This is a genomic window from Pseudomonas sp. SM4 (assembly GCF_051913165.1).
Classification (GTDB): domain Bacteria; phylum Pseudomonadota; class Gammaproteobacteria; order Pseudomonadales; family Pseudomonadaceae; genus Aquipseudomonas.
This window is the reverse complement of the sequence record NZ_JBODOE010000004.1, coordinates 435,475-458,488: the sequence shown is the minus strand read 5'-3', so window position 1 is coordinate 458,488 and position 23,014 is coordinate 435,475. Positions and strand designations below refer to the sequence as shown.

Here is a 23,014-nt window from a genome sequence, read left to right as displayed (position 1 = left end):
GATCTAATCACTCGGTCACATATTTTGCGCAATCATCGGCCATCGTGCTGGCTATTGCATAGAACTGGACAGTCACAAAGTCTTTGCGGCATAGTCGCCGGGTTCTGAACTTTGCTCACCCATAACAAGGACAACGCAGATGGCAACCCTTCTGGTGCTGCACGGCCCCAACCTGAACCTGCTCGGCACCCGCGAACCCGGTACTTACGGTTCTACGACCCTGGCGCAGATCAATCAGGATCTGGAGCGCCGCGCCCGTGAAGCCGGCCATCATCTGCTCTATCTGCAAAGTAATGCCGAGTACGAATTGATCGACCGCATCCACGCCGCGCGCGGCGAAGGTGTGGATTTCATTCTGATCAATCCAGCAGCTTTTACACACACAAGTGTCGCATTACGTGACGCGTTGCTGGGAGTGAGCATCCCATTCATCGAAGTGCATTTGTCCAACGTGCACAAACGCGAACCTTTCCGCCATCACTCTTACTTCTCCGACGTAGCGGTGGGAGTGATCTGCGGCCTTGGCGCCAGCGGTTACCGCCTGGCCCTGGAGGCTGCACTAGAACAGCTTGAAACACCGGCAACGACTTGAAATACAAGCGTTAAGCGCCCCTGACCGACCCTTGGGAGTTGATGATTCATGGATATCCGTAAAGTTAAGAAATTGATCGAATTGCTGGAAGAGTCCGGCATCGACGAGCTCGAGATCAAGGAAGGCGAAGAGTCCGTACGCATCAGCCGTCACAGCAAGACCCCGGCTCAGCAGTACTACGCGCCGGCTCCGATGCAAGCGCCGGCTGCCGCACCTGTTGCTGCTCCGGTAGCGGCTGCAGCCCCGGTTGCCGCTGCTGCGCCAGCGCTGAACGGCACTGTTGCCCGTTCGCCGATGGTCGGCACCTTCTACCGTAAATCTTCGCCAGCCTCGCCAGCCTTCGTTGAAGTCGGCCAGACCGTGAAGAAAGGCGACACTCTGTGCATCGTCGAAGCCATGAAGATGATGAACCACATCGAAGCTGAAACCAGCGGTGTGATCGAGTCCATCCTCGTCGAAGACGGCCAGCCGGTTGAGTACGACCAACCGCTGTTCACCATCGTTTGAACTGCGGAGAGCCTTTGATGACTGCGAAGTTGGAAAAAGTTCTGATCGCGAACCGCGGTGAGATCGCCCTGCGGATTCTGCGTGCCTGCAAAGAGATGGGCATCAAGACCGTCGCCGTTTACTCCAAGGCCGACAAAGAGCTGATGCACCTGGGTCTGGCAGACGAATCCGTCTGCATCGGCCCGGCGTCTGCCGCTCAGTCCTACCTGCACATCCCGGCCATCATCGCGGCCGCCGAAGTGACTGGCGCTACCGCCATTCACCCAGGCTACGGTTTCCTCGCGGAAAACGCTGATTTCGCCGAGCAGGTCGAGAACTCCGGCTTCGCGTTCATCGGCCCGAAAGCCGACACCATTCGCCTGATGGGCGACAAGGTATCGGCCAAGCACGCGATGATCGAAGCGGGCGTTCCTACCGTTCCAGGCTCCGACGGCCCACTGCCGGAAGACGAAGAAACGGCGCTGCGCATTGGTCGTGAAGTCGGCTACCCGGTGATCATCAAAGCCGCTGGCGGCGGTGGTGGTCGCGGCATGCGCGTGGTGCACAAGGAAGAAGACCTGATCGCCTTCGCCAAACTGACCCGCACCGAAGCTGGCGCGGCGTTCGGCAACCCGATGGTCTATCTGGAAAAATTCCTCACCAATCCACGTCACGTGGAAGTCCAGGTTCTTTCTGACGGCCAGGGTCATGCGATCCATCTGGGCGACCGCGATTGCTCGCTGCAACGTCGTCACCAGAAGGTTCTCGAAGAAGCACCGGCACCGGGCATCGACGAGAAAGCGCGCGAAGAAGTACTGGCTCGCTGCGTCAAGGCGTGCATCGACATCGGCTACCGCGGCGCGGGTACTTTCGAGTTCCTGTACGAGAACGGTCGTTTCTACTTCATCGAAATGAACACCCGTGTTCAGGTGGAGCACCCGGTTTCGGAAATGGTCACCGGTATCGACATCGTCAAGGAGATGCTCAGCATCGCCGCTGGCAACAAGCTGTCGTTCACTCAGGATGATGTGGTTATCCGCGGTCACTCGCTGGAATGCCGGATCAACGCTGAAGACCCGAAAACTTTCATGCCGAGCCCGGGCACGGTCAAGCATTTCCACGCTCCAGGCGGCAACGGCGTTCGCGTCGATTCGCACCTGTACAGTGGCTATGCCGTTCCGCCGAACTACGACTCGCTGATCGGCAAGCTGATCACTTACGGCGCGACCCGCGACGAAGCCATGGCACGCATGCGCAATGCCCTGGACGAAATCGTGGTTGACGGGATCAAAACCAACATCCCGCTGCACCGCGATCTGGTTCGTGATGAAGGCTTCTGCAAGGGGGGTGTGAACATTCACTACCTCGAGCACAAGCTGGCTGGCGAGAAGCACTAAGCTTCAGCCCGCACCAGACAAAGCCGCCTTCGGGCGGCTTTGTTGTTTCTGCAGGTTTCAAAAGCCCGCTATGGAAGTCACCGTGCAAGTCACCATGGAAGTCGCTGCACTCCCCCTGTAGGAGCTGCCGAAGGCTGCGATCTTTTGATCTTCAACCATGTTCGTGTTCTGCGCCGCGCTCGCGTAAACTTGCGCGCTTCTCGCCGGCCGCTAGGCTGCAATCAATATTTTTCAAAGGTGCCCGCCATGCCTTGGCTGCAAGTACGTCTCGCCATCAGCCCGGAACAAGCCGAAACCTACGAAGACGCTTTCCTTGAAGTGGGCGCCGTGTCGGTGACCTTCATGGACGCCGAAGATCAGCCGATCTTCGAGCCGGAACTCAATACCACCCCGCTGTGGGCGCACACGCATCTGTTGGCGCTGTTCGAAGGCGGCACTGAACCGGCACCGGTTCTGGCGCATCTGGAACTGCTGACCGGCAGCCCGCTGCCCGAGCATCACAGCGAAGTCATCGAAGATCAGGACTGGGAACGCAGCTGGATGGACGGTTTTGAGCCGATGCGTTTCGGTCAGCGCCTGTGGATCGTGCCGAGCTGGCACGCCGCGCCGGAACCTGACGCAGTCAACCTGCTGCTGGATCCGGGTCTGGCCTTCGGCACCGGCACCCACCCGACCACCGCGCTGTGCCTGGAATGGCTCGACGGTCAGGACCTGAAAGACTGCAACGTGCTCGATTTTGGTTGCGGCTCGGGGATTCTGGCCATCGCTGCCCTGCTGCTCGGCGCGAAAGAAGCTGTTGGCACCGATATCGACGTGCAGGCGCTGGAAGCGTCGCGCGACAACGCCGGGCGCAACAATATTGCCGAAGCACTGTTCCCGCTGTACCTGCCGGAAGATTTGCCGCAAGTGCAAGCCGACGTGCTGGTCGCCAATATTCTCGCCGGCCCGCTGGTTTCGCTGGCGCCGCAACTGTCCAGCCTGGTGAAATCCGGTGGCCGTCTGGCGCTGTCGGGCATCCTTGCCGAGCAAGGCGATGAAGTCGCCGCCGCTTACGCGCAGGACTTCGATCTCGATCCGATCGCCAATCGCGATGGCTGGGTGCGCATCACCGGCCGTCGGCGCTAGAATGACCGCCTGCATAATCCGGATCGCCGCATGACCGACAGCTTCGTCACCCAGTGCCCGCATTGCCAAACCAGCTTCCGTGTCAGCCATGCTCAATTGAGCGTGGCCCGCGGGGTGGTTCGCTGCGGCTCCTGCCTGCAAGTGTTCAACGCGGCCAAACAGCTGCTGGAACAACACGCCGGCAAGGACGCGGTGACAGCGGTCGCGCCGCCGCTTGCCGAGCTGCCTGCCGCCGAGCCGCCGAGCCTGGCCAAGCTTCCCGTTGTCGAGCCGCCAGCTATTGAGCCAGTGGCGCCGCGTGCCATCAGCCAGAAGCAGTGGAGCGCCTCGGAACTGGATCTCGACAGCCTCGATCTGGACGAAGAACTCGCTCGCCTCGAACAACGGGAAATCCAGCCGACCACCGAATTCGGTCGTCAACGCGAAGATTCCCTGAGCGCACGCCGCGATAGCCCTGAACCGGATGAAGCGCTTTGGCGCGACAGCCTGTTCAGCGCACGCTCCGATGAGCACACTGCCGAACACGAAGAAGAAGACGAGCCAGAAACCGTCGACATCGAGCAGGTCAAAGCCGCACGCACTGAGCCTTCGCTGTCGCTGGAACCGGTGGATCTGGACGACGAACCGGCCATTCCGCAACTGCGCCTGCACGATCCGATTGACCCGAAGGCCCGTCGCGAACGCTTCACGGCCAGCGACGAAAGCGATGACGACGACCTGCCGACGATCGAACCGTCGCGCAAAAAACGTGACCGCGCCGAACCGGGCGTCCGCGCTGAAGTATTGCAAGACCTGACCGACGACCCGCTGCAACTGGACTGGCAGAAGCGCCGTTCGCCATGGGGCCGACGCCTGCTGTGGCTATTGTTGGTGCTACTGGCGGCGGGCGGTCTCGTCGCCCAATACGTGTCTTATCATTTCGACGAACTGGCGCGACAGGATCAATACCGTCCGTGGTTCCAACAGATTTGCCCGCAGATCGGCTGCAGCGTGCCGTCGAAGGTAGACATCGCCAGGATCAAGAGCAGCAACCTGGTGGTGCGCAGCCATCCCGAATTCAGTGGCGCCCTGGTGGTGGACGCAATCATCTATAACCGTGCGACGTTCTCCCAGCCGTTTCCGCTGCTGGAGCTGCGTTTTGCCGATCTCAACGGCCATCTGATTGCCAGTCGTCGCTTCAAACCCGGCGAATACCTCAGCGGTGATCTCGAAGGCCTGGCGGAAATGCCGCCGCAGACGCCGATCCACATCGCGCTGGATATTCTCGATCCAGGCCCCAAAGCGGTGAATTACAGCCTGAGTTTCCACTCGCCCGAGTGAATCGCTTCACCGTTTCTGAATTGACGGCAGTTTTCTGACTTTGCAGCGCGCAACCAAACCGCTGGCAATAACAGAATAACTGTTCAGATTTTGTTCAATTCAGCCTTTATCCAGTCATCGAGAGCGGGTATCATGCCAACCCTTTTTCGAACTCTCATGATCCGGCCCCACTTCAGGGAAGTCCTATGTCGGCGGTACGCATCGGCCCATACACATTGCAGAACGGCTTGATTCTCGCCCCGATGGCGGGTGTCACCGATCAGCCCTTTCGTCAGCTGTGCAAGCGTCTGGGCGCAGGGCTTGTTGTCTCGGAAATGGTCACCAGCGACATGAGCTTGTGGAACACCCGCAAGTCGCGCATGCGCATGATCCACGAAGGCGATCCCGAGCCACGCTCGGTACAGATTGCCGGTGGCGACGCGCAGATGCTGGCGGATGCAGCCCGGGCCAACGTAGAGCTGGGCGCACAGATTATTGATATCAACATGGGTTGCCCGGCAAAGAAGGTCTGTAACAAGGCCGCCGGTTCCGCGTTGTTGAAAGATGAAGCACTGGTGACCGAGATCCTGCAGGCCGTTGTGGCTGCGGTTGATGTGCCGGTCACCCTGAAGATCCGCACCGGTTGGGATCGCGACAACAAGAACGGCCTGACCGTGGCGAAGATCGCCGAGCAGGCCGGGATCACCGCGCTGGCCGTGCATGGCCGCACGCGCGCCGATCTGTACAAGGGTGAAGCCGAGTACGACACGATTGCCGCGATCAAGCAGGCCGTGTCGATCCCGGTGTTTGCCAATGGCGATATCGATTCGCCGGAGAAGGCCCGTTACGTGCTTGATGCGACCGGTGCCGATGGCCTGTTGGTAGGCCGCGCCGCCCAAGGGCGGCCATGGATTTTTCGCGAGATCGAACACTTCCTGCGTACCGGCGAGAAATTGCCGGCGCCGAAGCTGATCGAGGTGGAACACATACTGCTTGAGCATCTGGCCGCACTTCACGCTTTCTATGGGGACGTGATGGGCGTGCGAATTGCTCGGAAGCATGTGGGCTGGTATCTCGCAACCTTGCCGGGCGCCAAGGAGTTTCGCGCCCACTTCAATCGTTTGGATGGTACGGAAACACAATGCGCCAATGTTCGGGAGTTCTTCGCCGAGCATTACAAGAGCCTGACAGGGGACGAAGAAGGGGTGGCCGCATGACGATGATGACCGAGACTTTAGTGAGTGGAACAGCACCCGTGAGCGACAACGTGAATTTGAAACAGCACCTCAATACCCCGAGCGAAGAAGGCCAGACCCTTCGCGGGAGTGTCGAGAAGGCGCTGCACAATTATTTCGCCCACCTTGAGGGCGCATCCGTCACGGATGTGTACAACCTGGTGCTCTCCGAAGTCGAGGCGCCCCTGCTCGAAAGCGTGATGAACTACGTCAAGGGCAACCAGACCAAGGCCAGTGAGCTGCTCGGTCTCAACCGCGGCACGCTGCGCAAGAAACTCAAGCAGTACGATCTGCTGTAAGCATTCAATCAAACCAGAAAGGCGCCCGCGTAAAAAACGGTCGCCTTTTTTGCTGACTTCCTTTGCTTTTGATGGAAATTGAGATGACCGACCAGACTACCCGCCTGCCGATCCGCCGCGCCTTGATCAGCGTTTCCGACAAGACCGGGATCCTCGAATTCGCCAAGGAGCTTGAAGCTCTGGGCGTCGAGATCCTCTCCACCGGCGGGACGTTCAAGCTACTGCGTGACAACGGCGTTGCCGCAGTGGAAGTCGCGGATTACACCGGTTTCGCCGAGATGATGGACGGTCGGGTGAAAACCCTGCACCCGAAAATCCACGGCGGCATCCTCGGTCGTCGCGGTATCGACGACGCAATCATGAGCGAGCACGGCATCAAGCCGATCGATCTGGTGGCAGTCAACCTGTACCCGTTCGAAGCCACCATCAACAAGCCAGGCTGCGACCTGCCGACCGCGATCGAGAACATCGACATCGGCGGCCCGACCATGGTCCGTTCGGCAGCGAAAAACCATAAAGACGTCGCGATCGTGGTGAATGCCAGCGATTACGCCAGCGTGCTGGAAGGCCTCAAGGCCGGCGGCCTGACCTACGCTCAGCGTTTCGACCTGATGCTCAAGGCCTTCGAACACACCGCTGCCTACGACGGCATGATCGCCAACTACATGGGCACCGTGAACCAGGCCGCTGAAACCCTGAGCACTGAAGGGCGCAGCGAATTTCCGCGCACTTTCAACAGCCAGTTCATCAAGGCGCAGGAAATGCGCTACGGCGAGAACCCGCACCAGAGTGCAGCGTTCTACGTTGAAGCCAAGCCTGCCGAAGTCGGCATCGCCACCGCGACCCAACTGCAAGGCAAAGAGCTGTCGTACAACAACGTGGCCGACACTGACGCTGCGCTGGAATGCGTGAAGAGCTTCGTCAAGCCAGCCTGCGTCATCGTCAAGCACGCCAACCCGTGCGGCGTGGCGGTCAGCCCGGACGCTGAAGGCGGCATCCGTCAGGCCTACGAACTGGCCTACGCCACCGACACCGAATCGGCGTTCGGCGGCATCATCGCTTTCAACCGTGAACTGGATGCCGAAACCGCCAAGGCGATCGTCGAGCGTCAGTTCGTGGAAGTGATCATCGCCCCAAGCGTCAGCGAAGAAGCCCGCGCCATCGTTGCGGCCAAAGCCAATGTGCGCCTGCTGGCCTGCGGCGAGTGGTCGGCTGACCGCGCTTCGGCTTGGGACTACAAACGCGTCAACGGCGGCCTGCTGGTACAGAGCCGTGACATCGGCATGATCAGCGCTGATGACCTGAAAGTCGTGACCAAACGTGCGCCGACCGAGCAGGAAATCCACGACCTGATCTTCGCCTGGAAAGTTGCCAAGTACGTTAAATCCAACGCCATCGTCTACGCCAAGAACCGTCAGACCATCGGCGTCGGCGCGGGCCAGATGAGCCGCGTAAACTCGGCGCGTATCGCGGCGATCAAGGCTGAGCACGCTGGTCTGCAAGTGGCCGGTTCGGTGATGGCCTCGGACGCGTTCTTCCCGTTCCGCGACGGTCTGGATAACGCCGCCAAGGTCGGCATCACTGCGGTGATCCAGCCGGGCGGCTCGATGCGTGATGCTGAAGTGATTGCCGCCGCTGACGAAGCCGGCATCGCCATGGTCTTCACCGGCATGCGCCACTTCCGTCACTGATTCCCCGCTCCCTCTGCACGCAGGAGCCATGTAGGAGCTGACGAGTAAAACGAGGCTGCGATCTTTTGATCTTGTTTTTGAAAAGCAAGATCAAAAGATCGCAGCCTTCGGCAGCTCCTACAGGGTTTGAATGCTGAGGTTTGGTAGCGCCCACAGAATTTTGAGGTTTTTGAAATGAATGTTTTGATCATTGGCAGCGGTGGCCGTGAACACGCCCTGGCCTGGAAAGTGGCTCAGGATCCGCGCGTGCAGAAGGTTTTTGTCGCGCCAGGCAACGCTGGCACCGCCATTGAAGCCAAGTGCGAGAACGTCGCCATCGACGTGCTGGCCCTTGAGCAACTGGCCGACTTCGCCGAGAAAAACGTTGCCCTGACCATCGTCGGCCCGGAAGTGCCGCTGGTGGCTGGCGTTGTTGACCTGTTCCGCGCCCGTGGTCTGGATTGCTTCGGCCCGACTGCCGGTGCTGCACAGCTGGAAGGTTCGAAAGCCTTCACCAAGGATTTCCTCGCCCGTCACAAGATCCCGACGGCCGACTATCAGAACTTCACCGAGATCGAGCCGGCCCTGGCTTACCTGCGTGAGAAAGGCGCACCGATCGTGATCAAGGCCGATGGCCTGGCCGCCGGTAAAGGCGTGATCGTCGCCATGACTCTGGCTGAAGCCGAGGACGCGGTGCGCGACATGCTGGCTGGCAACGCTTTCGGTGACGCCGGTTCACGCGTGGTCATCGAAGAATTCCTCGACGGCGAAGAAGCGTCGTTCATCGTCATGGTCGACGGCAAAAACGTTTTGCCGATGGCCACCAGCCAGGACCACAAACGTGTTGGCGACGGCGACAGCGGCCCGAACACGGGCGGCATGGGTGCTTACTCCCCTGCCCCGGTGGTCACCGCCGACGTACACAAACGCGTGATGGATCTGGTGATCTGGCCGACCGTGCGCGGCATGGCTGAAGAAGGTAACGTCTACACCGGCTTCCTGTATGCCGGTCTGATGATCGACAAGGCCGGTAACCCGAAAGTCATCGAGTTCAACTGCCGCTTCGGCGACCCGGAAACCCAACCGGTGATGCTGCGTCTGCAATCGAGCCTGGTGCTGCTGGTCGAAGCCGCTCTGGCGCAAGCACTGGACAAGGTTGAAGCGCAGTGGGATCCGCGCCCGAGTGTCGGCATCGTACTGGCCGCTGGCGGCTACCCGGGCGACTACGCCAAAGGCGCGGCGATCAACGGTCTGGATGCTGCAGCGAAGCTGGAAGGTAAAGTCTTCCACGCCGGTACCGCACTGAAAGACGGCAACGTCGTCACCGCCGGCGGTCGCGTACTCTGTGCCACCGCGATGGGTGCAAGCGTGGGTGAAGCTCAGCAGCAAGCGTACAAGCTGGCAGCGGCCATCGACTGGGAAGGCTGCTTCTATCGCAAGGACATTGGCTACCGCGCCATTGCCCGTGAACGTGGCGAAACCCAGGAATAAGCTGTCGATCAAGCCTGGCGGGGGAGGTCATTCCCTGCCGGGCTGTTCCGCCGCCGCGCATCGTTATATTCTGGCATCAACCTACGAAGGGATTTCGCCGTGCGCTGGCTCAGGATTGCCATAAGCTTCACCGTCACGCTGCTGACTTTGCTCTGCATGCTTCCGGCCCAGGCCGCGCAAGGCAGTGGCTGGTCGGTATTGCTTGACGATCAGGGCAATTTGCAACTTAGCGACATCCGTTCCGCCCGCTACACCAATCAATTCAGCCCCATTGAACTTGATCGCCTCACCGCGTCCGAGCCCAATGGCGCACAGTGGCTGCGCTTTCGGTTGGCACCGGGCAAGCATGAACAAGTGCTGCGTATCTTTGCCCCCGACCTGTCGCAGCTCAGTCTGTACGTGCTCGACGGCGACAAGCTGATCGAACAACGCAACACCGGCACCGACCAGCCCCAGGCCGAACGGCCGTTGCCGAGCAGCGACTTCCTGCTGGCGCTGCCGCAAAGCGACAAACCCCTCGATATCTATTTGCGCATGGTCTCCGACCATCAGTTGCGCCCGCACGTCACCCTGCAATCGGCGGTGATGAGCGCAGCCAATCACAACCAGACGCTGATCTTCGGCCTGCTCTTCGGCTGCCTTGGCATGCTGCTGTTGCACAACCTGGTGCGCTACGCCTATTCGCGCTCGCGCAGCAGTCTGTGGCTGGCGATTTGCGAAGGCCTGCTGGGGCTCAGTCTGCTGCTGCTGCTTAACCTCGCCGGCCCCTGGCTGCCGAACTGGCATGCAATCCAGACGCCGGGCGCCTACCTGGCCCTGCTGCTGACGGCCCCGGCCGGGTTGATGTTTGCCTACCGCTTCTTCGCCCCGCTCGGCCCGCACCCGCTGAACAAGCTGCTGTTGGGCGACATCCTGTTTATCGTGACATGCAGCCTGCTGTTGTTATTCGTCAACACGCTGCCGCTGAACATCATCACCTACGCGCTGGTGGCACTGGCCGGGCTGAGCATGTTGTTCGTTGCGTTCTATCACTGGCAGAAGGGCTACCGCCCGGCGCGCCTGTTCGTCGCCGCCATGGTCGTGTTCAACATCGGCACGCTGATCATCCTGCCTGCGCTGCTGGGGCTGACACTGGTGTCGCCACAGGGACTGATCATGACGCTGATGGCGTTCATCTGCATCAGCGGCCTGCTGATGAGCATCGCCCTCGGCGAGCGTCAGCGCAGCATTACCGAAAGCCGCTTCAGCGTCAGCCGCGACCTCGCCGCGAGCAACGCCGAGATCAACGCCAAGGCCGAATTCCTCGCCAAGATCAGCCACGAAATCCGCACGCCGATGAACGGCGTGCTGGGCATGACGGAACTGCTGCTGGGCACGCCGCTGTCGGTCAAGCAACGCGACTACGTGCAGACCATCCACAGCGCCGGCAACGAGCTGCTGACATTGATCAACGAGATCCTCGACATCTCCAAACTCGAATCCGGGCAGATTGAACTCGATGACGTGCAGTTCGACCTCAACGCCCTGATTGACGATTGCCTGAGCATCTACCGCGCCAAGGCCGAACAGCAGAATGTCGAGCTGATCAGTTTCATCCAGCCGCAAGTGCCGCGCGTGATCAGCGGCGACCCGACGCGTCTGCGCCAGACACTGTTGAGCCTGCTGGAAAACGCCCTGAAGAAAACCGAGGAAGGTGAAGTGCTGATCGTCGTCGCCCTCGACGAGCGCAGCACTAAACCGCGTCTGCGCATCGCCGTGCAGGACAGCGGCGCACCGATGGAACAGGAAGAGCGCGACGCGCTGATGCACGCCGAACTGCACAGCAAGCACTTCCTCTCGGCCAACCGTCTGGGCGGTAACCTCGGCCTGGTCATCGCCCGCCAGTTGATTCGTTTGATGCATGGCGAATTCGGCATCAAGAGCGGCGCCACTCAGGGCAGCACCTTGTGGCTGACCCTGCCGCTCGATCCTGATCGCCTCGAACACCCGACCTCTGACCTCGACAGCCCGCTGCAAGGCGCGCGCGTGTTGGTGGTCGACGACAACGACACGTGCCGCAAAGTGCTGGTCCAGCAGTGCAGCGCCTGGGGCCTGAATGTCAGTGCCGTGCCGTCGGGCAAGGAAGCGCTGGCGCTGTTGCGCACCAAGGCGCACCTGCGCGATTACTTCGACGTGGTGCTGCTCGATCAGAACATGCCCGGCATGACCGGCATGCAACTGGCCGCCAAGATCAAGGAAGACCCGAGCCTCAATCACGACATCCTGCTGATCATGCTCACCGGCATCAGCAATGCGCCGAGCAAGATCATCGCGCGCAACTCGGGGATCAAGCGCATTCTGGCCAAACCAGTGGCCGGGTATACCCTCAAGACCACGCTGGCGGACGAGCTCAACCAGCGCAACAAAGGTCAGGTGGTGTTCCAGCCGCAGGTGGTGACCGCCGCCACGGCCGCCAAAGTACCCAGCGACTTCCGCATCCTCGTCGCCGAAGACAACACGATTTCGACCAAGGTGATTCGCGGCATGCTCGGCAAGCTCAACCTGCAGCCGGACACCGCCAGCAACGGCGAAGAAGCCCTGCAAGCGATGAAAGCCCAGCGTTACGACCTGGTGCTGATGGACTGCGAAATGCCGATCCTCGACGGGTTCTCCGCCACCCAGCAACTCCGCGCCTGGGAAGTCAGCAATCAGCGTATCCGCACGCCGATCGTCGCGCTGACCGCGCATATCCTCGCCGAACACAAGGAACGTGCACGCCAGGCCGGAATGGACGGGCACATGTCCAAACCGGTGGAGTTGTCGCAGTTGCGTGAGTTGATCGAGCATTGGGTGGCTGAGCGCGATCAGCAGAATCGAGCGACAACCCAACCGTCGTAGCGCCTGATAGACTCCCCCACGACTACCCTCGCCAGTGAGCCAGCACCATGCTCCACGTGTTGTTCAGTGTTTACCTGAAGATGCTGGTGCTCTACAGCCCGTTCTTCGTGTTGTCGTGCTTCATTACCCTCACCCGTGGTTATTCACGCAAGGAACAACGGCGCCTGGCCTGGAAAGTGGCCCTCGCCACGCTGATCTCCAGTGTCCTGCTGTACTTGTTCGGGCGGGTGATTTTCGACGTCTTCGGCATTACCGTTGACGCGTTCCGGATCGGCGCCGGTAGCGTGCTGTTCATTTCGGCGCTGGGCATGGCGCAGGGCAAATCAGCGGTGCAGGCCGATAACGTGCAGCAGGACGTGACCATCGTGCCGCTGACCATTCCGATCACGGTCGGCCCCGGCACCATCGGGGCGCTGTTGGTGATGGGCGTGAGCCAGCCGCACTGGGACGACAAGCTCACGGCAATTCTGAGTATTGTGCTGGCCAGTTTCACCGTCGGCGTGGTGCTGTACCTGTCGAACCGGATCGAGAGAATTCTCGGCGATCAGGGTCTGCAGATCGTCAGCCGTTTGATGGGCCTGTTTGTCTGTGCGCTGGCCGCGCAAATCATCTTCACCGGGGTCAAAGGCTACCTGGTGCCATAAGCCCCGAACGTCGAGGTGTGTCGTCACGCGACAGGTCAGTGCTTTTCGCTGAACAACGGGCCGATCTCGACCGAGGGTGGATGTAACTCAGCCGCCAGCCACTCCCGCGTGTCGGCTCTGAATTCGTCGTATAAAGCCTGATTGAAACGGGCCGAATAACCACGGCGAATGACGTTGCCGACGGGCGTGTGCCGCGCAGCCCCACTCTCCCAATAACACGGGTCAATTTTGCCTTGCGTGTCGAATGACACGGACACCATGCCGAGAAAACCACCCGCCTCGACCACCCCGGCCATTGCCCTGAACCGCACGCTCCCGGCCTCTGCGGACAAGCAATGACGCTTGAGGCTTTGCATCAGCGCCGCATCGCTGGAGGCTGACGCCAGCCTGCGCAAAGCCGCCGAGATCAACAGCCCCTGCCCGGAAGGCAAATGGGTTTCAGCCAACTCGAGCATTTCCTCCTGGCCTGAAACAGTCGACTCCGGCCCCAAAAGGGCTAGATCAGTCTGCTGCTCGGCGAAAAAACTCCAGCCACAGGCCGACAGGATCCCCGAGTAGATGTCGAACCACCGTGAATCCTGCACCCCCTGCGGCACATCTTCGTCAGCCGCCAGCCGGGCAAATGCCAACGTGTCCAGCACATCCTGTTTGATCGTCGACGGCAAGGCGCTGGATACCACCAGAAGCACGCCCGCATTGACATAAACCGAGTAGTTCATCTATTTGCTCCGATAACTGCCGGCGATAGTGCCGGCAGCCTGTCTCTACGGATTACTTGGTTTTACGGCGCTGGAAGCGTTTGCTCAGTGCGGCCTTGAAGTGCTCGCCCAGGTACTCTTCAAGATCGCCTTTCAAGTCTGCATAACGCAACGGATTGAAAGTGATGTAAGCACTGCCGCGAAAGATGCTGCGATTGGTTGTTTTCCAGTTGAAAAACAACGGCGAAGTTTCATTCCCTCCGCCCACACTGTCGATCGACGACAGCGACGTCAGGATAATTCCATTCTTTAGTTGATCACACGGCATTACCGACAGCCGCACACCTTTATCCTTGGTCACTTCACGGTTCAGCAGATTGATAGCTTCCGGCTCTTTCTTCAAAGCATCCAGTGTTGAATCGGTAATTGCCGAGAGCACTGTTGCCCCGGGAATGGCCGCTTTTGCCGCCGCGACGCCGGCCTTGACGATATCAACAACAATATTATCCATGGTCAGTTGCTGAGTGCTTTTCTTGTACACGGTATAACCCGAGTCGGCGACAAAACAGCCGGCGTCTTCCATGCATTGTACAAAGGCGCGATACCACGCTTCAGGCTCGTTCCCTGGAACTTCAAAGTTGGCTTCAAGCTTGGAGAACTTGATGATGTTTTCGATGATCGCCATGTTCTCCAGAGAGATATTGTCACCGTAACCCACCAGGGTATTGGCCAATACGATAGCGTCCAGATCCTTGGTCGGGCTGTTTGGATCGACGGCGCCGAACGCCTGCACACGGGCGCTACGGAAAACTTCCACAGGCAGCGACTGGCGTTTGCCAATACGTGCCTTGACCAGTGCGTTGCTTTCTTTACACGAAATCTTGCATTCCATAAAAATTCAAACTCCTTTTGATTAATAACGCATCGAAGTGACAGCGCAAAACGAAACTAACCCATCAAACAAAAACCAACAACATCAAGTTAATTCACAATGTTATTAACCACCCTAGAGCGCCAACACAACCAACAAATAATTTCTCACAACAACTTCAAGCCAGAAATAGTAATACTTGCCAATATCAACCACAACAAACAGCCACCACACCGAACAGAACTTAACCCTAAAGAGAAAACAATGAACAACGAAACACCAACGGGCATCCTCGAAAACCACAACTTGATCTCGCTCATCGGAAGCCTGCCGATAGAAGATTATGACTACCTGACGGATTGCACTCGCATCGTAACAATGCTCTCCGAAAGAAGTACCAGTCGTTTTGGCGACTCTCTGGAGTGGGCTCAAGAGTACTATTCCAACCTGCAATATTTTGGATGGAAAGCCTTGGACGGGGGGCGATATACAGAGACCCAAAAACACAATATCTCCGGGACCATCGCCGATCATTTGGTGCAAAATATTGAAGTATTCAATGGTCGCCCTCAGGGAAACGCGATGATTGATACCTTGGACGCATTGAGTTCGGACGAGACGGCCCTGGTTTCATTCGATAAAGAGAGTTCCATGGGGCGGCGCTTTCAAGTGGCCCCCACTCATTATGATTCCAAAGGAAATCTTCATCTGGCGGTCTTCCAACTCGAACTGATCAGCAAAGTGAAGCAAAGCAAGTTTCTATTCTGGAAGTGGGAGGAGACCTCGACGACCCTCCTTCAACGCAAGGCTTTTTTTGTTCTTGATCGAAATATCCTTGATGAACAAAAAATGCGTCTATTTGAAGTTTTACGCAAAAAACTGACTGCGCAGCGCTTTGCCTTGCGCAAGAAACGCTCATAAACCGGCCAGGAAAACCCGGTTTGGCGGCGCTGGCCAAACCGGGGCACGCACAATGGCGTCATTTTCAATCGATCAAGGCATCCAGATCGGCAGGCGCCACCTCGACCGAATTGGTCGCACGCCCCACCAGTTCTTCCAGCGACACGCCTGTTGCGGCGGCCCCCAAATCAGCGATCGCCGCGACCAGCGCAGACACAAGCAGCGAGCGATAGCCGGCAAACGCCAGGACAACCTCGCCACGCAAGCTGACATCAGCTGCGCAGGCTTCCCGGATGATCACCGCGTGACCACTGTCCGGTTCGATCAGCACCAGATGTTCGCCAACGATGCTCAGCAGCAACTTGCCGGGATCATCCAGCTCCCAGATCAACTTGCCGGGAATCGCTGGCTTACCGGCCAAGGCCGGTCGGCAATCGAGCACCAGCGAATCCAGCCTCAGCCAGGCCCCCCGCGACAGTCGATACGTCACGGCGCCCTGCCCCAGGCGCAATACCAGGGTTTTGACATCGTCGGGAAGCAAAGGCAAAACATCGCCGATCAACTGCTGACCTTCCAGCGTCATCACGTCAGTGTCACGTCGAGCATAAGGCAGTGGCCCGATTCGGGTTTCGCCGGGAAAGGCTTGAACCACACCCCGCGCCGGGTCATGAATCATCAGTGCATGGCCTTGCTGCCGCGTCCCAAGCAAAGCACTGGAAGGCTGCAGCAAGGCACGATCAACCCCGAGCAACTGCCCGCTGGCGGCCACGTACCATTGGACTTTCTGCGGCGTGTCGACGGACAGGAAATCCACGTGTCGATGGGAGTTCGCCAGTGCCGCAAGGTCAGCCAGCAACCTGTCTTCATGCGTCGAAACCCACTGGCTTTCGACGCCGGTCAGCAACGCGGGCTGGTCCTGTTGCAAGGTCAACATCAGACCTTGCGCGGTAACGCCTCTAAGCTCTGCACCCTTGGCTGTCACATCGACAAAAGGCCAATCCGCCCATAGCCGTTGGGGTGCCGGCAGTCTGTCAGCCTGTAACAGCCGAGTCCCCTGACCGAACGCTGCTGACAGTCGATCAGCCGCGATGAAACCCTGGCGATAGATGGCGCCGCTATCAACCTCGAACAACCAGGCGGCCTGCCGGTCCGGCGTAACCCCGAGCAGACGCACATGGGCACCCGGCCCCAGGTCGGCGAGCAACAAACGATCGTCGACGTACCAGGCACACAACTTTGCATCACCGGCGGCGTTGCTCAATCCCAGCAGCGCAAAACGGGTAACGGGATGTTGCGCCGCGACCTCTGCCAAGCGCGCCCACCACTCAGGGCGCTGTTTGAACCACGATTCGGCCAGGCCACTGAGCGCCAGCTGACCATCATTCGTCACGTCGAAGCACAGCCCGTTCTCACTCAGCGCCACGTAACCGTGGTCTGAGGCCAGAATGTTTTGCAATCCGTCGACCCAGATATTTGCCTTTGACCAGTGTGCCCCCGCTTGCTCGCTCTGATTGCGCTGCAAGCGCAACAGGCGTTTGTGCAGTTTGTCGTACACGACGAACAGATCCTGCTGTCCGTCTGCGGGCACTATCAACAACAGGTCCTGCATATTCTTGATCAAGTCGGCCCAACCACGGTCATGGTGCCGCCGCGCCGGCGGACGAATGATCAAACGATCCTCATGACGCACCCACGCCATATCGCGCTGGTTCGAATCGATCGCCCAGCAGACCGAGATGATCGGCGCGGGCTGCCAATTGACGACGACAGCGGTTGCGGTGTGTTCGCGCTCGCGCAATTTATAGAATTCACCGAGCACCAGCGACCAGTCGGACAACGTCGGTGTCGCACTGAAAAGCGCCTGCAATGCACTGTCCGGCCCGCGTACCAATGAAGTCAGATACACCTCGCCATCGCGGATCAGGTAGCTCAGCACATCTGCAGCCTGACCGGCGCGAGGTATCTCCTGCGTCACCTGTACGGCGCCACCGGCAACAGGCTCGCAGCGAGTGATGCGGCTACCCGTGACGCTCGCCAGCAGACGGTAGTGATGGCTGATCAGACCGGTGACGACATCGACCTGCCAGACCAGGAAACTGTCGGGTTGATAAAAGAACGCATCCTGGCCCATGACCATACCCAACTGGGCCTCATCGGCTAACGGCAGGTCTTCATCGCGAATGTAGATGAAGCGATCCTCCCGGGCGTCGTAGAACGCCGTCGTGTCGCGCGGTTGGCCAGGGTCTTCGAAGGGCACCCGATAGTTATGCACCGGCGTATAGGGCAACGCCAGGCGATGCTCATGGGCGAGTTTCTTGAAGTGCCCATGCAGCGTGCGCGGGTCCATCATGCCCGGCTGCAGATCTGCTGAAACCAGCAGCAGCGTCTGCTGCGTGAAGTCGATACGCAGGACCTGATCGGCCAGTTTGAGGCTAACCTCATGCAGATTGACGTCGTCGAAGCACAGACTCATCTCACCGATATCCAGCCGGTCGCCGGACAAGCTGACATCAGCTTGCGTCGCCCAACTCGCCAGCAATGTCCAGCGCGTGGTGGCCATATGAGTGCCGGCGAATGACAGGCTGACCCCGGGATTGAGCAACAAAGTACACGGCGCTCCACAGCCCTCAATGTCGTAACTGATCAAGCCGTGCCAGTTTTTCGGCAACACCGGCACCACCAGCGTTCGTTCGACAGTGTCCAGCCGCACTTCAATCGATGAGGGTTTGTAGACCGGCGCCATGTCTGCGACCAGATACTCACTTGGAAACGAGTAGAACGAGAACAAAAACCTGCGTTTTCCATCAGCCCCGGGCTCCTCCAAGCGGCGCGCCAGGTCAAAACCTTCAGCGTGCTTTTCATTGGCGAACGGAAAGGCTTTGTAGCCGTAGCCATACCAGGTTTTCGGGGTACAGGGCAGGACGATCAAGTCGCCTGCCTGCGGCGAAAAAGCCAACGTCTGCGGCAACTCCAGGCCTTGGCGAATATCCACACTACGGGTGAAATCAACCTCGTAGTCCGGAACCCCGAAATGATCACGCAGCGGAAACAGTTGAGGGCTGCCCAGACGTAGCTGACCGGTCAGCAGGTCAACGGACTCGACCACCAACGAGGCGTGGGCCGACCACGCCTTGCTCTGCGGATCCAGACGATAACCGCCCTGCCGCACGGCCTCATCGAACTCATAGAAGAACAACCCGACTTGTCTGGCCCGTTCAAAAATACCGGCGAATCCTTCAACCAATGCGCCGACACCGATGGCCAGTCCGCCCAGAATCACCCCGGCGCCGCCGAGCACCGCCGCCGCCGTGCCTGCGCCGGCGGCTGCCGCGATCAGTCCGGAACCGGTGACCAGCAAACTGGCGGAGTCAAACGCCAGTTGGGTGCCGAAGCGCGCCTTCTCGGCATCACTGCCCGCCTCGCTCAACTGATAGATATCAAACCCGACGTTGGCCAGGCCCAATACCGCGCCAACGCCTTCGCCGGCGGCGTGCCCGAGGGCTTCGCCGATCACCGATGTACTGGTCTGGGCGATGAGTTTTTCCTGCGCCAGCGCCTGACGCACCAATTGGATGACACCGGCGATATCCACCAGGTTGCCGTGCAGCAACTGCGCGTAGTTGATGTAGGCGTGCAAACGCACCGCCATGGTCAGCTCCCGCGTATCACCCTCGCGCGAACGGAGTGCATGCATCAGTGCCTGAATGGTAAACCCGGCGTTGAGGGTGTGGACGCTGCCGGCTTCGGTCGGATCCGGCGGACTGCCAGCGGACACAGGCTGTCGGGCGAGACTGGCAAAACGCTCGCTCAAGAACTGTTTGATGCGCAAGAACCCATGATCGCGGGTGGTGACTTTCACCCACTGCTGCGGATCCTCGAGGTTGACCAGGCTGAGGTGATAGTCACCGGTCGGCGTCACCTCCAGCGAATCAAACACCGGCGCAAAGCTTGCTGTCAGCTGGTTGTCGATTTGCAGTTGGCGGGTGGCCTGCTCGATCTGTTGCGCCCACCAGTGACCGTCCAGATCACGCAGACTGTTGCCCAGATTGATGTTGCTCACCAGCGACTGCCCGCGCGCACTGGTCAGGCGCTGGCGCCCGGGCAACAGCGGCCTTTCGCGCAGTGCTCCCGGCGCCAGCAGTTCGTTCACCTGCAACCCCGACGGCACGACGAGCGCCCCGACGCGTTCAGCATTCAGCTCGATCAGATCAAATGTCGGTGCGGACAATTCGCCGAACGTGGCGTAGTGACGAGCCATTTCATGCTCAATGAAAAAGCGTTCCAGCGCCTCGCGAAACGGCTGCGCCTGGGCAAATTCGAAGACGCCAAAGTTGGGATCGTAAAAGTGATAGGCGCTGCCCTCGCCAGTCCGCGTTTTAGCGACCAGCATGGCGTGATTGTCAGAGTTGAGCATGATCGTGCGAGTAGCATCGGCGTCCTCCAGCAGGCCCACCACCTGCTCCAGCGTGGAACGCTCAAGGGCGCTGCCGGAATCAGCCAGGCTTTCATCGCGCAGTTCTTCAAGTACTTGCAAAAACGCCATCGAGTCGCGATCAGAAGGCTCGATCACGCCCAGGTAGAAACGCTCGCGCAGGGTGTTCATGGCGTCAGCGCCCTGATGCAGGGCAGCCGCCATCACCAGTGCCAGCGGGTAGCAGCGGCCACCGATGGTGTCGCCCGCCCCTTCCAGCAACAGATCCTGAGGCACCAGTTTGGTGTCGGCACCGTGGAAGCTGTCGAGCACATCACTCAGGCGCTCGACGATACGGTCGCGAAACTCGAGCTTCGCCACCTGCTGGATGCGCGCGACATGTTCCCCCCACTGACTCAGTGTCAGTGGTTGCTCCAGCGCATACTTCTTCAACGCCAATGCCGTTTCATCATGGGCCGGAGGCGAGGCCGGCGGGCGTTTCAGCCCGGCGAGAAACGCCGGTGCCTGACGCTTGAACAGCTCACGCTCGATGACCGCATAACGATTTGAGATGCCCAGCTCCGAAACACCGTTGGCGATGTTATCGAGTTCCACGACAAGCGCTTCAAAGCTGTGTTTGTCCAGGCTCGGCGCACCCAGCAACGAGCCGAGCAACAGGCGCTGGCAAGGACTGAGTTGCTCTAGCCCGAACGTGCCCTTGGCGTATCGCTGCAGGAATTCATCCAGTGGCAGATCGCGCGTCTCTGCGGTAGCGCCTGAAGCAGGGGCGAAGACGTTGGCCTTCTGCGCGACAATGGCCTGACGCTGATCAAAACCCAGCGGCACCAGACGGGCAAAGCCCACGGTGCCGGTGAAGCCTTCACGCATCGCCCGCAAGAAAGGTTCGCCAAGCCCTTCGGCGAGGTCCTGAAGGATATCGGTTGCCAGCACATAACGACCTTCGATGACGGGCCAGCCTTCATCGAATTCGATGCTCTGGCGTTTGAGCAGCTCAGCGACATCGCCGACATAGCGGGCCTTGAATACGCCTTCCTGCGATTTTTTCTGTTCACTCAAACGCCACTGTTCGAAGTCAGAAAACTTCTCGTGCCAGCTGTGATCCTGCTCTTCTTCAGTGAAGTAGTTGAACCCGTCCTGCAACTTCGCCTGCTCGCTGAACACCGCTGCAGCGCGGGGCGTGAAATGGGCTGCTTCGTAGACTGACATCCCCGTGCGCATGACGCCCGGCCCGGTCAAATGAATGGTGCCTTTGGCATTGGGTGTCACCCCTTCGCCAAAGTAACCGAGGAGATCTTGTATTCGAGCCTGAAGGTAGTGCTGAATTTCACGAGGTAGCTCATTAAACCCCGGTGCGCCAACGATCACATCAGTAGCAATCCGAATTTGGGTGTCACCGTCGAGCGCAGGTACTCGCTGCTCAATCAATGCATCTCTGTACTGATCCATCAACTCGTACATGAATCGCACACGCGATGTAACAGCCTCCAAACTCGCCGCGCCTGCGTGAGCGATCAAAAAAGCATTGCTCAAAGCGGAATTATCAACGTAAGCAGCCCGCAATGCGTCTGGAATGGCTACACGAGGTTCGGGGGCGGCAAACACGTCCTTCAACAAAGGGCCGCTGGCAGCAAACGCCTCAATTTCAGGTAATAACTCCGCCGGAATATCCTCTGCATAACTGTTGTAGCGGTCGCGTAAAGCCTGACGACCAGGCATAAAATGCGGGTTACGATCAAGGATCAATTGCAGTACCGCCAGCGCGGGCTTATCTCCCCGGATCATATCGACGTGAACTTCGCCCAGCATCTTCTTGAACGGCGGCAAGTAATCTACATCGCTGTAAGTTCCGCCTTCATTGAATAACACCTGGTAGCGTAGAACATCGCCCGCCGCCGCCAGATTGCCACGCATGTTCAATTCACGTTCATAGATATCCACAAGCGGGAATGAATAGTCCTTCTCACGCACATCAACTAACCGCAAAAAATCCTGGTTCATGGCCTGCAGTGTCACCAGGTTCTTCTGCCGCAGCTCTCGTAGCCTTGTTTCGTCCTGACCGTAAGCACGTACCAGCAAGTCTATTCGCGCTTCATCGGCGCCAGATTTTCCCGCCTGCACATGCTCGAACAGTTGTAGTTTCAAAACTTCCAGACGCGCTTCGTAGAGATCGGCCAAATCATATCCCGCGGAAACGCTTGCGCCTCCGGCCGCCATGGCATCAGCCTTTGCCGCTTCCACCACAATCCGATTGGTTTCATGAACCAGCAGTGCATCACTGTCGTACCAAAGCTTGAAGGCATAGCCTTCGGGGCCCAGCACCTGCGTCCAGACATTGATGTAATCACGCTGGATATCGCCGATCCCGCCGCCAAGCCAGACAAAGTGCTGCAACTTCACCACTTCCCTGGCCGAGGCATTCAGTTGCTCGACGCTATTGGCCAGGCGAGTGGCGTATTCATCGATTCTGTTGCTGATAACCGTCAACTCCGCATCAGCCTTGGTTTCTTCCGCTACAGGAGCAGCGGGCTCTGTTGAACGTCGACGGCGACCACCGGGAGAATCAGTCAACGAGGCAAGCGCCTGCTGTAACAATCTCACCGGCTCAAGTAATTCAGAGGCCGTATCTGCCGCAACGCAGCCGGCGTAATAACGCAAGATCGCGTCATGCTGCTTACTGCTTTTATAGGCCGACAATGCATCTTCCAGCGTTTGCAGTTTGAAAAGTTCTAAAAATTCAACATAGCCGTTCGCCGGCGAGACTTCTGACTCACTCATACACTAAAATCCCTTTTATCAACCATTGACTTGAAGTGACACAAGGCCGCTTTGACCTTTTAAACAAGGAAAAACTATTCCTCCCCGCCAATGCGATCAAGCCACAAGGAATTCAATTGTTTTCAGGAACACGGCTACATATCGAATCAATAAACAGCGGCATGGAAATACAATAAACAATATGAATTTCAAACCAGCACGCAAATAGCGCTCACAGCGTAAA

Annotated in this window: 15 protein-coding genes; 12 read left to right on the top strand and 3 right to left on the bottom strand. The window is 58.9% G+C overall.

Going from position 1 to position 23,014, the window contains the following annotated elements:
* The first annotated feature begins 139 nt into the window (after positions 1-139).
* From aroQ to ACQ4MY_RS10305, 11 genes are all read left to right on the top strand, one after another.
* Positions 140-592, top strand: coding sequence for a type II 3-dehydroquinate dehydratase (gene aroQ, locus ACQ4MY_RS10355; protein ID WP_008078187.1), 453 nt, complete (start codon positions 140-142; stop codon positions 590-592).
* 48 nt (positions 593-640) lie between these two features.
* Entirely contained in the window at positions 641-1,099 is a 459-nt protein-coding gene (gene accB / locus ACQ4MY_RS10350) for an acetyl-CoA carboxylase biotin carboxyl carrier protein (RefSeq protein ID WP_008078186.1), read from the top strand.
* A gap of 17 nt (positions 1,100-1,116) precedes the next feature.
* Positions 1,117-2,475 carry an acetyl-CoA carboxylase biotin carboxylase subunit gene (gene accC / locus ACQ4MY_RS10345; protein WP_102899385.1) on the top strand — a complete coding sequence of 453 codons (1,359 nt, stop codon included), beginning with the start codon at positions 1,117-1,119 and terminating at the stop codon, positions 2,473-2,475.
* 246 nt (positions 2,476-2,721) lie between these two features.
* On the top strand, positions 2,722-3,600 hold the full coding sequence (prmA, locus tag ACQ4MY_RS10340) for a 50S ribosomal protein L11 methyltransferase (protein WP_008078183.1): 879 nt from the start codon (positions 2,722-2,724) through the stop codon (positions 3,598-3,600).
* Positions 3,601-3,630: 30 nt separating this feature from the next.
* Complete coding sequence (locus tag ACQ4MY_RS10335; RefSeq protein ID WP_440094968.1) at positions 3,631-4,920, top strand: DUF3426 domain-containing protein; 1,290 nt, start codon at positions 3,631-3,633, stop codon at positions 4,918-4,920.
* Between the two features lie 185 nt (positions 4,921-5,105).
* Positions 5,106-6,116 (top strand): tRNA dihydrouridine synthase DusB, encoded by a 1,011-nt coding sequence (dusB, locus tag ACQ4MY_RS10330; protein ID WP_008078180.1) that lies wholly within the window; start codon positions 5,106-5,108, stop codon positions 6,114-6,116.
* A complete protein-coding gene (fis, locus tag ACQ4MY_RS10325) occupies positions 6,113-6,433 on the top strand; it encodes a DNA-binding transcriptional regulator Fis (RefSeq protein ID WP_003221275.1) in 321 nt (106 codons plus the stop codon). The genes dusB and fis overlap by 4 nt, the downstream gene beginning before the upstream one ends.
* 83 nt (positions 6,434-6,516) lie before the next feature.
* Positions 6,517-8,124 (top strand): bifunctional phosphoribosylaminoimidazolecarboxamide formyltransferase/IMP cyclohydrolase, encoded by a 1,608-nt coding sequence (purH, locus tag ACQ4MY_RS10320; protein ID WP_440094966.1) that lies wholly within the window; start codon positions 6,517-6,519, stop codon positions 8,122-8,124.
* 174 nt (positions 8,125-8,298) lie between these two features.
* Complete coding sequence (gene purD, locus ACQ4MY_RS10315; RefSeq protein ID WP_008078169.1) at positions 8,299-9,594, top strand: phosphoribosylamine--glycine ligase; 1,296 nt, start codon at positions 8,299-8,301, stop codon at positions 9,592-9,594.
* Positions 9,595-9,693: 99 nt separating this feature from the next.
* Positions 9,694-12,471, top strand: coding sequence for a response regulator (locus ACQ4MY_RS10310; RefSeq protein WP_440094965.1), 2,778 nt, complete (start codon positions 9,694-9,696; stop codon positions 12,469-12,471).
* Between the two features lie 47 nt (positions 12,472-12,518).
* On the top strand, positions 12,519-13,115 hold the full coding sequence (locus ACQ4MY_RS10305; RefSeq protein WP_008078162.1) for a MarC family protein: 597 nt from the start codon (positions 12,519-12,521) through the stop codon (positions 13,113-13,115).
* Between the two features lie 35 nt (positions 13,116-13,150).
* On the opposite strand, the gene ACQ4MY_RS10300 is transcribed toward ACQ4MY_RS10305, so the two are convergent.
* Both ACQ4MY_RS10300 and ACQ4MY_RS10295 read right to left on the bottom strand, forming a co-directional pair.
* Positions 13,151-13,834, bottom strand: coding sequence for a hypothetical protein (locus ACQ4MY_RS10300; RefSeq protein WP_008078158.1), 684 nt, complete (start codon positions 13,832-13,834; stop codon positions 13,151-13,153).
* A gap of 52 nt (positions 13,835-13,886) precedes the next feature.
* A complete protein-coding gene (locus ACQ4MY_RS10295; protein ID WP_440094964.1) occupies positions 13,887-14,705 on the bottom strand; it encodes a hypothetical protein in 819 nt (272 codons plus the stop codon).
* A gap of 99 nt (positions 14,706-14,804) precedes the next feature.
* Between ACQ4MY_RS10295 and ACQ4MY_RS10290 the strand changes: the two genes are divergently transcribed.
* Positions 14,805-15,605, top strand: a complete 801-nt coding sequence (locus tag ACQ4MY_RS10290) for a hypothetical protein (protein ID WP_440094962.1) — start codon at positions 14,805-14,807, stop codon at positions 15,603-15,605.
* Between the two features lie 64 nt (positions 15,606-15,669).
* On the opposite strand, the gene ACQ4MY_RS10285 is transcribed toward ACQ4MY_RS10290, so the two are convergent.
* Complete coding sequence (locus tag ACQ4MY_RS10285; RefSeq protein WP_440094961.1) at positions 15,670-22,791, bottom strand: TcdA/TcdB pore-forming domain-containing protein; 7,122 nt, start codon at positions 22,789-22,791, stop codon at positions 15,670-15,672.
* Positions 22,792-23,014: the final 223 nt, after the last annotated feature.